At 69.9% G+C, this 13,941-nt stretch carries 13 protein-coding genes; 10 read left to right on the forward strand and 3 right to left on the reverse strand.

Translation table 11 applies throughout. From position 1 onward, the window contains the following. Together ABTZ89_RS24315 and ABTZ89_RS24320 are read left to right on the forward strand one after the other, a co-directional pair. Positions 1-873 (forward strand): LysR family transcriptional regulator (locus ABTZ89_RS24315; RefSeq protein ID WP_351048551.1); only part of this gene is annotated, 873 nt, incomplete at its 5' end. A 79-nt stretch (positions 874-952) separates the two neighbouring features. Further along, on the forward strand, positions 953-1,591 hold the full coding sequence (locus tag ABTZ89_RS24320) for a maleylpyruvate isomerase family mycothiol-dependent enzyme (RefSeq protein WP_351048554.1): 639 nt from the start codon (positions 953-955) through the stop codon (positions 1,589-1,591). Between the two features lie 41 nt (positions 1,592-1,632). Here the strand turns inward: ABTZ89_RS24320 and ABTZ89_RS24325 are convergent, their stop codons facing one another. After that, complete coding sequence (locus ABTZ89_RS24325; RefSeq protein ID WP_351048557.1) at positions 1,633-3,099, reverse strand: helix-turn-helix domain-containing protein; 1,467 nt, start codon at positions 3,097-3,099, stop codon at positions 1,633-1,635. A gap of 118 nt (positions 3,100-3,217) precedes the next feature. Here ABTZ89_RS24325 and aceA point away from each other — a divergent pair, with 118 nt between their 5' ends. Both aceA and ABTZ89_RS24335 read left to right on the forward strand, forming a co-directional pair. Continuing rightward, the gene (gene aceA, locus ABTZ89_RS24330; protein ID WP_270952402.1) at positions 3,218-4,531 is read left to right on the forward strand and encodes an isocitrate lyase; all 1,314 of its coding nucleotides are present in this window, start codon (positions 3,218-3,220) and stop codon (positions 4,529-4,531) included. Between the two features lie 245 nt (positions 4,532-4,776). Beyond that, positions 4,777-5,337: a Uma2 family endonuclease gene (locus tag ABTZ89_RS24335; RefSeq protein ID WP_270952401.1), complete on the forward strand. Its 561-nt coding sequence runs from the start codon at positions 4,777-4,779 to the stop codon at positions 5,335-5,337. Between the two features lie 5 nt (positions 5,338-5,342). Here the strand turns inward: ABTZ89_RS24335 and ABTZ89_RS24340 are convergent, their stop codons facing one another. Beyond that, positions 5,343-5,975, reverse strand: coding sequence for a GNAT family N-acetyltransferase (locus ABTZ89_RS24340; protein ID WP_270952400.1), 633 nt, complete (start codon positions 5,973-5,975; stop codon positions 5,343-5,345). 383 nt (positions 5,976-6,358) lie between these two features. On the opposite strand from ABTZ89_RS24340, the gene ABTZ89_RS24345 reads away from it, so the two are divergent. Continuing rightward, positions 6,359-7,012: an MOSC domain-containing protein gene (locus ABTZ89_RS24345; protein WP_270952399.1), complete on the forward strand. Its 654-nt coding sequence runs from the start codon at positions 6,359-6,361 to the stop codon at positions 7,010-7,012. Here ABTZ89_RS24345 and ABTZ89_RS24350 read toward each other — a convergent pair. Continuing rightward, complete coding sequence (locus ABTZ89_RS24350; protein ID WP_351048562.1) at positions 6,987-7,991, reverse strand: methyltransferase; 1,005 nt, start codon at positions 7,989-7,991, stop codon at positions 6,987-6,989. The genes ABTZ89_RS24345 and ABTZ89_RS24350 overlap by 26 nt on opposite strands. Before the next feature lie 242 nt (positions 7,992-8,233). Between ABTZ89_RS24350 and ABTZ89_RS24355 the strand changes: the two genes are divergently transcribed. The 5 genes from ABTZ89_RS24355 (at position 8,234) to mmsB (ending at position 13,711) form a co-directional block, all read left to right on the forward strand. Further along, positions 8,234-8,671 carry an NUDIX hydrolase gene (locus ABTZ89_RS24355; RefSeq protein WP_270952397.1) on the forward strand — a complete coding sequence of 146 codons (438 nt, stop codon included), beginning with the start codon at positions 8,234-8,236 and terminating at the stop codon, positions 8,669-8,671. A 209-nt stretch (positions 8,672-8,880) separates the two neighbouring features. Beyond that, positions 8,881-10,380: a CoA-acylating methylmalonate-semialdehyde dehydrogenase gene (locus tag ABTZ89_RS24360; RefSeq protein WP_351048566.1), complete on the forward strand. Its 1,500-nt coding sequence runs from the start codon at positions 8,881-8,883 to the stop codon at positions 10,378-10,380. 91 nt (positions 10,381-10,471) lie between these two features. Then, positions 10,472-11,641, forward strand: coding sequence for an isobutyryl-CoA dehydrogenase (locus ABTZ89_RS24365; RefSeq protein WP_351048569.1), 1,170 nt, complete (start codon positions 10,472-10,474; stop codon positions 11,639-11,641). A gap of 101 nt (positions 11,642-11,742) precedes the next feature. Further along, on the forward strand, positions 11,743-12,777 hold the full coding sequence (locus tag ABTZ89_RS24370; protein ID WP_351048572.1) for an enoyl-CoA hydratase/isomerase family protein: 1,035 nt from the start codon (positions 11,743-11,745) through the stop codon (positions 12,775-12,777). 43 nt (positions 12,778-12,820) lie between these two features. After that, the gene (mmsB, locus tag ABTZ89_RS24375; RefSeq protein WP_502949595.1) at positions 12,821-13,711 is read left to right on the forward strand and encodes a 3-hydroxyisobutyrate dehydrogenase; all 891 of its coding nucleotides are present in this window, start codon (positions 12,821-12,823) and stop codon (positions 13,709-13,711) included. Positions 13,712-13,941 lie beyond the last annotated feature (230 nt).

Below are 13,941 nucleotides of genomic sequence, written 5' to 3' on the forward strand. Positions count from 1 at the left end.
GTCGTCAGGTCGGGCAGCTTCGGCCGGGCGGCCGTGGAGATGCAGCTCGCGCAGCCGTCGGTGAGCACGCGGATGGCGGCGCTGGAACGCAAGCTCGGCACCCGGCTGTTCGACCGGGGCCCGCGCGGCACCGTGCCCACCCGGGCTGGTGAGCGGCTGGGTGACTACGCGCGTCGTTGCCTGGCGCTGCTGGCCGAGGCCGAGGCCGCAGTGCGCGCGGAGGGCGTGGAACGACTGGTCGTGGCCGCCCCGGCGAGCATCGGCACTGCGGTGTTTCCCTCGGTGCTGACCGCGGTTCCGGGCCGCGCTGTGGACGTGGTTTGCCGCATCGCGCACAGCGACGAAGCCGTGGCCGCGCTGCTGGATGGCAGTGCGCACGCGGCATACGTGCTGCGGCGGGTCCTGCCGGCGGGGCTCGATTCGGTCGCGGTGGCCGACTCGCCGCTGATCGCCGTGGCCGCGCCGGACAACCCCGTCGTCGAACTCGTCGCGCCGCAACCGGACGATTTCGCGAGCACGCCGGTGATCGTGCACAACTGGAGCGAGCAAGCCGAGGAGATCGTCGCGATGTTCGCCTGCCCGCAGCGCGGGCCGGACCACCCGATCCGCTTGGTCGGCACCCCGGACATCGCCGTCGAGCTGGCCGCGAACGCCGGGTACGTGGCGGTGGTTCCGCGGTACGCAGCTGCCCGGGCCTTGGCGGACGGTCGGGTGCACCGGCTTCCGCTGCCGGATCTCGGCGTGGTGATGCCGATCCGGCTGGTCTACCGCGCGGAAATGGCGCAACGCAGGGCGGTCCAACTCCTGCTGGACGTCAACGCCGAGCTGCACGACCAGCTGGCGCCGGCCGGCGAGCCACCGGACCCCCGCTGACGCTCCGCCCGCTTCGGTGTTGTGTCGGGCTGTTGTGGCAGCGTGCTCAGGGCATGCCGGGCTAGGGCTTGGGGCCGAGATGGACGTGAAGCAGTTCGCGGGGCAGGAACGCTTGGAGTTCGCGGAATTCCTGGCGACGTTGTCCGAGCAGGAGTGGAGTGCTCCGACGCTGTGCAGCGGCTGGTCTGTGCACGACGTGGTGGCTCATGCGCTCAGCTACGAGGAACTGGACGGTCGAGCTGCAGTGCGTCGGGTCGCCAAGGGTCTTCTGGTGCCGTCACGGATCAACGAGCTCGGGGTCGTCGAGTACCGGAAGCGCAGTCCGGAGGAACTCGTGGCGCTGATGCGGGCGAGCCGTCAGCCTCGTGGTCTGACCGCGCGGTTCGGCGGCAGGATCGCGCTGGTGGACGGGATGATCCACCAGCAGGACATCCGGCGCCCGCTGGGGAAGCCGCGCGAGATCCCGCCGGACCGGCTGGTGGCTGCACTGCGGTTCGCGCTGGTCGCGCCGCCGATCAGGGCGTTCTGGCGGGTTCGGGGGCTGCGCTTGGTCGCCACCGATTTCGACTGGGCCTCTGGGCGAGGTCTGGAAGTTCGCGGCCGAGGAGAAGCGCTGTTGATGGCCGCCGCCGGTCGGTCCGGTGTGGTGGGGGAGTTGTCCGGACCTGGTCAGCGCAAGCTCGCCGAACGCGTCGAAGGCCGCGGAACGGCGAGGTAGTTCCGCGGCCTTCGCGCGAGCTGTCCACATCGGACGACTGATCAACCCTGGTGCGCCTCCACGAATGCGTAGACGTCGGCTTCGTCGACGCCGGGGAAGGTGTCCGAGGGCAGCGCGGCGAGCACGTGCGAGTGCGCTCGCGCCGATGGCCACACCATGCCTTCCCAGCGGTTGGCGAGATCCGCCGGCGGGCGCTGGCAGCACTCGCCGTTCGGGCACTTCGACTTGGAGTGGTTGTTGGTGTCGCGCCCGCGGAACCAGCGCGACTCGTTGTAGGGCACCCCGAGGGTGATCGCGAAGTCCCGGCCGCGGCTGGGGTCGACGTGCGCGACGCACCAGTGGGTCGCGCCCGGCTTGTCGGTGTACTGGTAGTAGGTCGAGTAGCGGTCCGGCGAGGCGAACACCTGGCGCCCGGACCAGTACCGGCACATCCGCTGCCCCTCGATCGCGCCGGTCGGGTCGGTGGGGAAGACCAGCCCGTCGTTCTCGTAGGCCTTGTAGATGATGCCGGTCTCGTCGTTGCGCACGAAGTGGCAGACCAGGTCCAGGTACTGGGTGGCCAGGTTGGTGAAGCGGTGCGCGGCCATCTCGTAGGACACCGAGAAGACGTCCCGCAGGTCCTCCACCGCCAGGTCGCGCTCGGCCTTGGCCTCCTGGAGGAACGGGACCGCCGTCTGCTCGGGCACTAGGACCGCGGCGGCGAAGTAGTTCGCCTCGACGCGCTGGCGCAGGAAGTCGGCGAAGTCGCGGGGCTGGCGGTGGCCGAGGCTGAGGTGGCCGAGGGTCTGCAGCAGGATGGTGCGCGGGCTGTGCATGCCCAGCGATTCGCGCCGCAGGAAGATCCGGTGGTTCTTCAGGTCCGTGACGGAGCGGACCGAGCGGGGCAGGTCGGTGACGAACCGCAGGCCGTAGCCGAGGTGGGTGGCGATCGACTGGATCACGCCCTCGGACAGCGGGCCGCCGTGGTAGCCGACCTTGTCCAGGATGTCCGCGGCGGTCTTCTCGATCTCCGGGAAGTAGTTGCCGTTCTCGCGCATCTTCTGGCGCAGCTCGGCGTTGGCCTTGCGGGCCTCCTCCGGGGTGGCGACCTGCTTGGTCTCCCGGCGCTTGAGCTCCTCGTAGAGGGCGAGCACGTGTTCCAGCGCCTCGGTCGGCACGCGCTTGCCGACCTTCAGCGGCGGCACGCCCAGCCGCTGGTACACCGGGTCGAGCTGCGCCTTCTCCACCGCGATCTCCAGCTCGGCGCGCCGGTTCGGCGGCTTCTTGGACAGCAGTTCGTCGACGGAGGTGCCCAGCGCGTCGGCCAGCGCGCGCAGCAACGACAGCTTCGGCTCGCGGTGGCCGTTCTCCAGCAGCGACAGCTGCGAGGGGGCACGACCGACCCGTTCGCCCAGCTCCACGAGGGTGAGCCCGGCGGCTCGGCGCAAGTGCCGCAGGCGCTGACCGAAGACCAGAAGGTCGTGTTCCGTTGAAAAATTGCGGTCTTCTTCGGTGGCGAACTCCGTCATGGCGTTGATGCTAACAGAAAAACGTCGAAAATTACCGTGGAAATCTGGTCGTGTTTCGCTTGATCCCGGGCAAAACTAGTTCCCAACAGGCCGCAGGAGAGCCCGGAAGGGGAACAAGATGAGCATCCGCGAGCAGGCGAAGCAGGCCGCTGAGGAGCTGCAGCGCGACTGGGACACCAACCCGCGGTGGAAGGGCATCGAGCGCACCCACTCCGCCGAGACCGTCATCCGCCTCCGCGGTTCGGTGCGCGAGGAGCACACCCTCGCCCGCCAGGGTTCGGAGCGGTTGTGGAAGCTGCTGAACGAGACCGACTACGTCAACTCGCTCGGCGCCCTGACCGGCAACCAGGCGGTCCAGCAGGTGCGGGCCGGTCTGCAGGCCATCTACCTGTCCGGCTGGCAGGTCGCCGCGGACGCCAACCTGGCCGGAGAGACCTACCCCGACCAGAGCCTCTACCCGGCCAACTCGGTCCCGTCGGTCGTGCGGCGGATCAACAACGCCCTCAAGCGCGCCGACCAGATCAACTGGTCCGAGGCGCTCGACCCGGAGACGCCGGGCGGCGAGAGCGAGGACATCCACTGGCTGGCGCCGATCGTCGCCGACGCCGAGGCCGGCTTCGGCGGTGTCCTCAACGCCTACGAGCTGATGAAGGGCATGATCACCGCTGGTGCGGCGGGCGTGCACTGGGAGGACCAGCTGGCCTCCGAGAAGAAGTGCGGCCACCTGGGCGGCAAGGTGCTCATCCCCACCAGCCAGCACGTCAAGACGCTCAACGCCGCGCGGCTGGCCGCGGACGTCGCCGGGGTGCCCAGCCTCGTCATCGCCCGCACCGACGCGCAGGCCGCGACCCTGCTGACCAGCGACGTCGACGAGCGCGACCAGCAGTACACCACCGGTGAGCGCACCCCGGAGGGCTTCTACAAGGTCCGCAACGGCATCGAGCCGTGCATCACCCGCGCGCTGGCCTACGCGCCGCACGCCGACCTGATCTGGATGGAGACCTCCACCCCGGACCTGGAGATGGCGCGCAAGTTCGCCGAGGCGGTCAAGTCCAAGTACCCGGACCAGATGCTGGCCTACAACTGCTCGCCGTCGTTCAACTGGAAGAAGAACCTGGACGACGCGACCATCGCCAAGTTCCAGCGGGAGCTGGGCCACATGGGCTACAAGTTCCAGTTCATCACGCTGGCCGGCTTCCACGCGCTGAACTACGGCATGTTCGACCTGGCCAAGGGCTACGCGGCGGACGGCATGACCTCCTACGTGGACCTGCAGGAGCGCGAGTTCGCCGCCGAGGCCGACGGCTACACCGCGACCCGCCACCAGCGCGAGGCGGGCACCGGCTACTTCGACCTGATCAGCACCGCGGTGAGCCCGGACTCGTCGACCACCGCGCTGTCCGGTTCGACGGAGGCCGCGCAGTTCCACTGACCGGTTGAGACCGTGGTCGGCCGCGCGCCGACCACCCGAGACGCACCAGCGGCCCTGTGGCGGGGTGTCGGAAATATCGCGATGGTGCGAGTGGGCGGGAACCCAGGCGTCGGGTTCCCGCCCACTTCTCGTTTTCCCGGCCCGTTCGGGTGATCATCGGCGCCGGCTGTATCTGTGCGGCACCTTCGCTCCTCTTTATTACGGGGCCGGAAAACCGACCGGCCGCGAACCGGAGGAGCCGAACCATGTCGATCAACCTGGAGAACCGCCGCTTCACCGTCCGGGACCTGGAATCGGTGCCCGACGACGGGCGCCGCTACGAACTCGTCGACGGCGAGCTGGTGATCAGCCCCGCGCCGGGCTGGCCGCACCAGGAAGCGCTGGGTGCGCTGCACGTCGCCCTGCGGCGAGCCAGTCCGCCCGATCTGCGGGTGCTGCCCGGGCCGTTCGCGGTCCGCCCGGACGTCTTCACCGAGCTGCTGCCGGACCTGGTGGTCGCCCGCTACACCGATCTGACGTTGAAGAACCTGCCGACCGCACCGGTGCTGGCGGTCGAGGTGTCCTCGCCGAGCAGCCGGCTCAACGACGCGACCCTGCGCAAGGCGGTGCACGCCAGGCTGGGCACCCAGCACTTCTGGCTGGTGGACCCGGATCTGGAGGTGCCGTCGGTGACCGCGTGGGAGCTGGTCGGCGGTAGCGAGTACCAGCGGGTGGCGCACGTGGTGGGGGAGGAGGTGTTCCGGACCCCGAGACCGTTCCCGGTCGAGTTCGCGCCCGCCGACCTGGTGGCCGGGCTGCGGCCCTGAGCCGATCAGGACCGGGTCGGTCGCCACATCCCGTAGGCGGTCAGGTCGCCGGCGGTCGGGAACTCGTGGATCACCCGGAAGCCGAGCCGCTCGAAGTGCGCGACCCCGGCGTTCGCGGTGGTTTCCAGGTACACCGGCGTGCGCTGGGCGTCGGCTCGGGCGAGTCCGGATTCCAGCAGCGCGAGGCCGAGTCCGCCGCCGCGCGCCTGCGGGGCGGTCGCGAGGGCGAACAGGTGCCAGTGCGGTTCGTCCGGGCGGTGGCTGTCGGTGTCGGTGAACACCTGGATCGCCCGCGTGGCGTCGCGGAGGTGCCACCGGAACACCGAGAACAGCGCGGGCAGGTACGCGAGGCGCCTGCCGAGCGCGGGCTCCTGGCGGTCACCTGGCCGGTCCCACACCGCTGCGGCCCGCGGCTTGCCGTCCAGCATCGCGATCTCGGTGTGGTGGTTGAGGTGCTCGTGGTCGAGCAGGAGGGAGAAGAGGCTGCGCAGCCGGGATTCCCGGCGCGCCTGATCGGGGAACAGCGCGGCCATGCGCGGGTCGTCGCAGTAGGCGGTGCCGAGCAGTTCGGCGAGGGCGGTGGCGTCTTCGCCGCTGGCGGTGCGGAGCGCGAGGCTACCGCGCTTGGTGGTCTTCATGGGTCGTTGCCTTTCCGATCAGCGCCTCAATTCCGTTATGCCGAAAGGGGAGGAGGAATGCCGTTGAAAGAGTGCCGGATCACCTGATGGGAGCGGGTTTCGGGAGCTGTGGTGCGCGCGATGCTGAGCTGCGCGTTCCGCGGGCGCGGGCACCGCGTCGGAAGATGATCTCAGAGCGGGGATTCCGCCGATCGCATCTCCGGTGGCCGGGCGTGTTCCAGTCGGTCCATTGTGGATTGACTGCGAACGGTTCGAGCGGGACTGCGTCCGAACGCGGCCGCTGTTCGCGACGCGCTGCGACGGGCCGGCACCGCACCGTGAGCCGAGGCCCAGCACGTGAAATCGGATGGTGTCGCGGGTTGGGCGCCGCGTAGGTTCTGGGCATGGGGATCGTGGAGTCGGTGAACGTCGCGGTGGTTCGGAGCGGGGAGTGGACCGGGCGGCTCGGTCGCAGCGGTATCGACAAGCAGCCGACGTCGGGCCCGGTGCTGTTCGAGCCGTCCGGGGTGCGCGGGGACACGGTGTGCGACCGCAAGCACCACGGGAGTTGGCACCAGGCGGCTTACGCCTTCGACCGGGAAGAGCTCGAGCACTGGTCGGAGGTGCTGGGACGTGGGCTGGTGCCGGGCAACGCCGGGGAGAACCTGACGCTGGTCGACGTCGACAGCAGCTCGGCGGTGATCGGTGAGCGCTGGCGGATCGGCGGCGCGGTGCTCCGGGTGACCGGTCCGCGCACCCCGTGCCGGGTCTTCGCCGGGTTCTGGGACGTCCCGTCGCTGGTCAAGCAGTTCACCGAGCACGGCAGGACCGGGGCCTACCTCGCGGTGGAGGAGCCGGGCGAGATCGCGGCCGGTGACAACGTCGAGGTGCTCTCCCGACCGGACCACGGCGTGCAGGTCGCCGAGGTGTTCGCGCTGTCGATGAACAGGGCCCCGGAGTTGGCCGACCACGTGGAACGCGGTCTGGTGGACCTGCCGGAGAAGTGGCGCGAGTCGCTGGCCGCCAAGGTGGCTAGCGCTCGCAGCGGCATTCGATGATGGCGTAGCCGTTGTCCAGCATGGTGAAGTCCTCGACGGACAACCCGGCCGCGGCCGCGACCTGCTGGGTGCGGTCGAGGTCGCGCATCCGGCCGCCGACGTAGACCATCATCCGCAGGTCCATCTCGGTGAACGTCGGCATCCGGTCGTCGTCCGGCAGCAGCTCGACGATCAGCACGCGGCCGCCGGGCTCCAACGCCTGACCGCAGTGGCGCAGGATCTGGGCGGCGTCCTCGTCGTCCCAGTCGCCGAGCACGTCGCAGATGATCATCGCGTCGGCGCGAACCGGCAGCGGCTCGAAGAAGCTCGCCGCGACCACCTCCGCGCGGTCCGAGACCTCGCGTTCCTGCAGGTAGGCGATGGCGTTGCGGGTCGGTCCGATCAGGTCGACCAGGACGCCGCGCAGCTCTGGACCGCTGCGCAGGATCTCGGCGAGCAGGACGCCCTTCCCGCCGCCGATGTCGGCGATCCGGCGGTAGCGGGACCAGTCGTGCGCGGCCGCGACCAGCGGGGCGATCCCGTGCGTCTTGGTCTCCATCAACGTGTCGAAGGAGTCCGACAGCTGCGGGTTGTGCGCCAGGTCCTCCCAGAAGGACCGGCCGAAAGCCGCCGGGTACGCGGGGTGGTGCCCGCGCACCTGCTCGATGAGCTCGACGAACGCGAGGTCGGCGCGACCGACCGCGCCGTCGAGGTCCAGCCAGGGGCGCGGCCCGTCGAGCACTTCGCTGAGCAGCGCGTTGGAGGCGTCGTTGGGGCCGAAGACGTCGGGTTCGGGCTCGGTGAACATGCCGCGGTGCACCAGGAATCGCAGCACCCGACCCAGCGGGTCGGCCACGGCCTTGCAGCGCTTCGCGATCTCGGCGAGCGGCAGCGGCCCGTCCTTGACCACATCGGGCACTCGCAGGGTGGCCGCGGTCCGAACCGCGAACGGCGTGGCCAGGTCGGCCATCGCCCAGATGTCCGGTGATTCGGAGGACATGCGTTGCAGCCTAAGCCCACAACCGCTGCTCAGCGCGCTGCGCGCGGTTGTGCTTTGTGGACTCCCGGCCCGCCACCGGCTCGGAGTGGAACCAGCAGGTCTGCGCGCGGAACCAGCGTCCGTGACGTCTGCACCGATCGCGGCGGCGAGGAGGCTCTGCCGATCGGGGGAGGCGAGCACTTGGGGCGGGAAGGCGCGGATCGGCCTGCGGTACCGTGGCGAAAAGCCCCGGAGGACACCGCATGCACCCCGCCGAAGTCGCCGACTTGGCCCGCCAGGACGCCGCGGATGGTGTCGAGCAGCAGATCGTCGCCGGTGTCGTCGACGTCGACGGGCGAGTTCTGCTGGTCCGCCGGTGCGCTACGGATTCCCGGGGCGGGGAGTGGGAGTTCCCCGGCGGCAAGGTCGACCCCGGTGAGGACCTGAGCACCGCGCTGCACCGCGAGGTGATCGAGGAAACCGGCCTGCGCATCGCCGAGGTCACCGGATACCTCGGCGCGTTCGACTACACCAGCGCCAGCGGCCGCCACAACCGCCAGCACACCTGGTCGGTGACCGTCGAACCGGCCGACGGCGTGCGCCTGACCGAACACGACGCCTACGCCTGGGTCACGACCTCCGACGACCGCCCCCTCAGCCCCGAACTCGCGAAGATCCTCAACGACTACCTCGAGTCGTGACGTCAGCCGGGGTGCGCCAAGGCTCGTGAGCACTTTGGGGCGCTATGACGCCGCAAAACACTCACGAGGTCTGAGCTGCGGATGAAAACTCGCTGAACTGTGATGGGCGACACCCTGTTGCGGGAGACGTGTTTCTGGGAATGATTGGGGTACCAAAGGTTTGACTTCCGAGTAATTACCGGCCGGTACGGCGGAAGGTGCGTTGCGAGATGACCAACGAGCTGGAGCACTTCATCGGTGGCAAGCGCGTTGCGGGGACCTCGGGTTCCTTCGGCGACGTGTTCGACCCCAACACCGGGCAGGTGCAGGCCCGGGTTCCGCTGGCGTCCGCGGAGGAGGTCGTGGCGGCTGTCGACAACGCCGCCGAGGCGCAGCCTGCCTGGGCCGCGCTGAACCCGCAGAAGCGGGCACGGGTGCTGATGCGCTTCCTGCAGCTGGTCAACGAGGAGATGGACTCGCTGGCGCGGCTGCTGGCCTCCGAGCACGGCAAGACCGTCGCCGACGCCAAGGGCGACATCCAGCGCGGTCTGGAGGTCGTCGAGTTCGCCGTCGGCATCCCGCACCTGCTCAAGGGCGAGTACAGCGAGAGCGCCGGTACCGGCATCGACGTCTACTCGATGCGGCAGCCGCTGGGCGTGGTCGCCGGCATCACGCCGTTCAACTTCCCGGCGATGATCCCGCTGTGGAAGGCCGCACCGGCCATCGCCTCCGGCAACGCCTTCATCCTCAAGCCGTCCGAGCGGGACCCCTCGGTGCCGCTGCGGCTGGCCGAGCTGTTCATCGAGGCCGGGCTGCCGCCGGGGATCTTCAACGTCGTCAACGGTGACAAGACCGCGGTGGACGCGATCCTCACCGAGCCGCGCGTCGAGGCCGTCGGGTTCGTCGGCTCCTCGGACATCGCCGAGTACATCTACACGACCGCCGCGGCCCACGGGAAGCGCGCGCAGTGCTTCGGCGGCGCCAAGAATCACCTGATCGTGATGCCCGATGCGGACCTCGACCAGGCCGTCGACGCGCTGATCGGCGCCGGCTACGGCTCGGCGGGCGAGCGCTGCATGGCCATCTCGGTGGCCGTGCCGGTCGGCGAGGCCACCGCGAACGCGCTGGTGGAGAAGCTGGTCGAGCGGGTGGGGCAGCTCAAGATCGGCACCAGCTTCGACGAGAGCGCCGACTTCGGGCCGCTGGTCACCGGCCAGGCCCGGCAGCGGGTCCTGGACCTGATCGGCGTGGGCGTCGACGAAGGCGCGCAGCTGGTGGTGGACGGTCGGGACTTCACGCTGGCCGGCAACGAGGACGGGTTCTTCCTCGGCGCTTCGCTGTTCGACCACGTCACCCCGGACATGCGGATCTACCGGGAGGAGATCTTCGGTCCGGTGCTCTCGATCGTGCGCGCCGCCGACTACGACGAGGCGCTGCGGCTGCCCAGCGAGCACGAGTACGGCAACGGCGTCGCGATCTTCACCCGTGACGGTGACGCGGCCCGCGAGTTCGTCTCCCGCGTCAACACCGGCATGGTCGGGGTGAACGTGCCGATCCCGGTGCCGATCGCCTACCACACCTTCGGCGGCTGGAAGCGCTCCGGATTCGGCGACCTCAACCAGCACGGCCCGGACGCGATCCGCTTCTACACCAAGACCAAGACGGTCACCTCGCGCTGGCCTTCCGGCTTGAAGGAAGGCGCCAGTTTCACCATCCCGACCATGCACTGAACCCGGGCGAGCGGCGGCCCCGCGGGAGGGGCCGCCGCCTGCGCAGCAGGTGGCGGTTTCGCGCGAGACCGCCGAAGGCGAAGGAGTGGACGTGTCCGTTGCAGCCGTAGCCGGTCCGGTGTCGCCGTTCGGGCTCACCGACGACCAGCGCGCCATCCGGGAGGCCGCGCGGGAGTTCGCCGCCGAGCAGCTCGCCCCGCACGCCGTCGACTGGGACCAGGCCAAGCACTTCCCGGTCGAGACGCTGCGGCTGGCCGGGGAGCTCGGGATGGGCGGGGTCTACGTCGACGAATCCGTCGGCGGCAGCGGCCTGAGCCGGTTCGACTCGGCGCTGATCTTCGAGGCGCTGGCCAGCGGCGACCCGTCGATCGCCGCCTACATCTCCATCCACAACATGTGCGCGGGCATGATCGACCGCTTCGGCACCGACGTGCAGCGCAACCGCTGGCTGCCGCAGCTGTGCTCGATGCAGCGCCTGGCCAGCTACTGCCTCACCGAGCCCGGGGCTGGTTCGGACGCCGCCGCGCTGCAGACCCGAGCGGTCCGGGATGGCGACGACTACGTGCTGACCGGGGTCAAGCAGTTCATCTCGGGTGGTGGCAGCTCGGACGTCTACGTGGTGATGGCCCGCACCGGTGAGCAGGGCGCGAAGGGCATCTCCACCTTCGTCGTCGAGGCCGACGCGCCGGGCCTGTCGTTCGGGGCGAACGAGAAGAAGATGGGCTGGAACGCCCAACCCACCAGGCAGGTGATCTTCGACGGCGTCCGGGTGCCCGCCGACCAGCGGCTCGGCGAGGAGGGCATCGGCTTCCGGATCGCGATGACCGGGCTGGACGGCGGCCGGCTCAGCATCGGCGCGTGCTCGCTGGGCGGCGCGCAGGCGGCGCTCGACAAGAGCCTCGGTTACGTGCGGGAACGCACCGCGTTCGGGGTCAAGCTCAGCGAGTTCGAGGCGCTGCAGTTCAAGCTCGCCGACATGGCCACCGAGCTGGAAGCCGCCCGGCTGCTGCTGTGGCGGGCGGCGGTGGCGCTGGACGCCAAGGATTCGTCGGCGACCCGGTTGTGCGCGATGGCCAAGCGACTCGCCACCGATACGGGGTTCGCGGTGGCCAACGAAGCCCTTCAGATCCACGGTGGATACGGCTACCTTGCCGAGTACGGCTTGGAGAAGATCGTCCGCGACCTGCGGGTGCATCAGATCCTGGAAGGCACCAACGAAATCATGCGCCTGATCGTCTCCCGCAGCCTCCTGTCCGGGTGAGGTGGTCCGCGAATTCCATTGAAATCGAACGTCCGATTTCAATGGAATTTGCGGTGGGAGGCGGCAGGTGGTGCGCATGACGAGACACGGGGAGTGGCTGTATGACGGAGCCCGAGGTCCTGGTTCGCGAGCAGGGCTCGCTCGGACGGATCACGCTCAACCGCCCCAAGGCGCTCAACTCGCTGACGCTGGGCATGGTGCGGGAGATGGCGAAGGCCATCGAGCAGTGGCGCACCGCCGAGCACATCGAGGCAGTCCTGATCGACGGAGCGGGCGAGCGCGGGCTGTGCGCGGGCGGGGACGTCCGGGCGTTGCACGACGCGGCCAAGGCCGGTGACGAGTCGCTGCCGACCGCGTTCTGGACCGAGGAGTACCAGCTCAACTCGGCGCTGGCGGGGTATCCGAAGCCGGTCGTGGGGATCATGGACGGCATCACCATGGGCGGCGGCGTCGGCATCTCCGCGCACGGCTCGCACCGGGTGGTCACCGAGCGCTCCAAGGTCGGCATGCCGGAGGTCGGCATCGGCTTCATCCCGGACGTCGGCGGCACCTACCTGCTGTCCCGCGCACCCGGTGAGCTCGGCACCCACCTGGCGCTGACCGGCAGCCCGGTCGGCGGAGCGGACGCGGTGCACTGCGGCGTGGCCGACTACTTCGTCGACAGCGCCAACCTGCCCGAGCTCATCAACGCGTTGTCCGGCGGCTCGGTCTACGAGGTGCTGCGCAAGTTCGCCGAACCCACTCCGGACGCGCCGCTGGCCGAGCACCGGGAGTGGATCGACGCGGCCTACTCGGCGGACAGCGTCGAGGAGGTCCTGCGCCGGCTGCGGGAGCGTCCGGAAGCCGCGGCCCGCGAAGCCGCCGAGGCGATCGAGCAGAAGTCGCCGACCTCGCTGAAGGTCACGCTCAAGGCCCTGCGCAGCGATTACGCCTCGCTGGAGGAGGCGCTGGTGCAGGAGTACCGGCTGGCCATGGCCTGCGTGCGCATCGGTGACTTCGTCGAGGGGGTGCGGGCGACCCTGGTCGACAAGGACCGCAACCCGAAGTGGTCGCCGCCGCAGCTGTCCGAAGTGGACGACGCGCGGGTGGCCGAGTTCTTCGCCCCGGTCGCGGGCGAGCCGAAGCTGTTCGGCTGACCTCGCGTCGGCCTCGACTCCGAAGTTCCAGCGCAGAAAGGTTGTGACAATGGCTGTCATCGGTTTCATCGGGCTGGGCCACATGGGCGGTCCGATGTCGGCGAACCTGGTCAAGGCCGGGCACACCGTGCAGGGCTTCGACCTGATCCCGGCTGCGCTGGAGGTCGCCGCACAGCACGGCGTGACCACCGTGGCGTCGGTGGCCGACGCGGTCGCCGGTGCCGATGCGGTGATCACCATGCTGCCCAGCGGCAAGCACGTGCTCGAGTGCTACGACGAGGTGCTGGCCGCGGCCAAGCCCGGCGCGCTGCTGGTCGACTCGTCCACTGTGGATGTGGCGGACGCCAGGGCGGCGCACGAGCGGGCCGAGAAGGCCGGGTTCGACTCCGTCGACGCGCCGGTGTCCGGCGGCACGGCCGGGGCGGAAGCGGGCACGCTGACGTTCATGGTCGGCGGCTCGGAGGACGCCTTCCGCCGCGCCGAACCACTGCTGGAGCCGATGGCCCGCAAGGTGATCCACTGCGGCGGGCCGGGCAACGGCCAGGTCACCAAGATGTGCAACAACCTCATCCTCGGGGCATCGATGGTCGCGGTCAGCGAGGCATTCGTGCTCGGCGAGCGGCTCGGGCTGTCGCACGAGGCGCTCTACGACGTGGCGTCGGTCTCCACCGGGCAGTGCTGGGCGCTGACCACGAACTGCCCGGTACCGGACCTGGTGGAGACCAGCCGCGCCAACCACGACTACGAGCCCGGCTTCGCCGCCGCGCTGATGCTCAAGGACCTCCGGTTGGCCACCTCGGCGGCCGAGCAGAGCGGCACCGACATCGCGGTCGGCCGCCTGGCCACCGAGCTCTACCGCCGCTTCAACGAGGAGGGCGGCGGCGACCTGGACTTCGGCGCGATCATCAAGTCCGTCCGGGAGCACTCGTCCTGAGCTGAGCGCCCAGCAGCGGCCCGGGCCCCAGCGGCCTGGGCCGCTGTCGTTGTGGGGCTCTGACCAGGTGCGATGCGGCTTCCGCGCGGGCCGGAGCCGGGTGTCGATTTCGCCGGGAACCGTCCCGGGCCGGGGCTGACGGTCGAGTTCTGTCCACCCGGCACGGCGGGCGCCGCCGGGTTGTCCGTTTCAGGTACCTCATGGCCTCTCCTTCCGGTCTTGGGTCTCTT

The organism is Saccharopolyspora sp. NPDC002686 (assembly GCF_040295745.1).
Taxonomy (GTDB): Bacteria; Actinomycetota; Actinomycetes; order Mycobacteriales; family Pseudonocardiaceae; genus Saccharopolyspora; species Saccharopolyspora oryzae.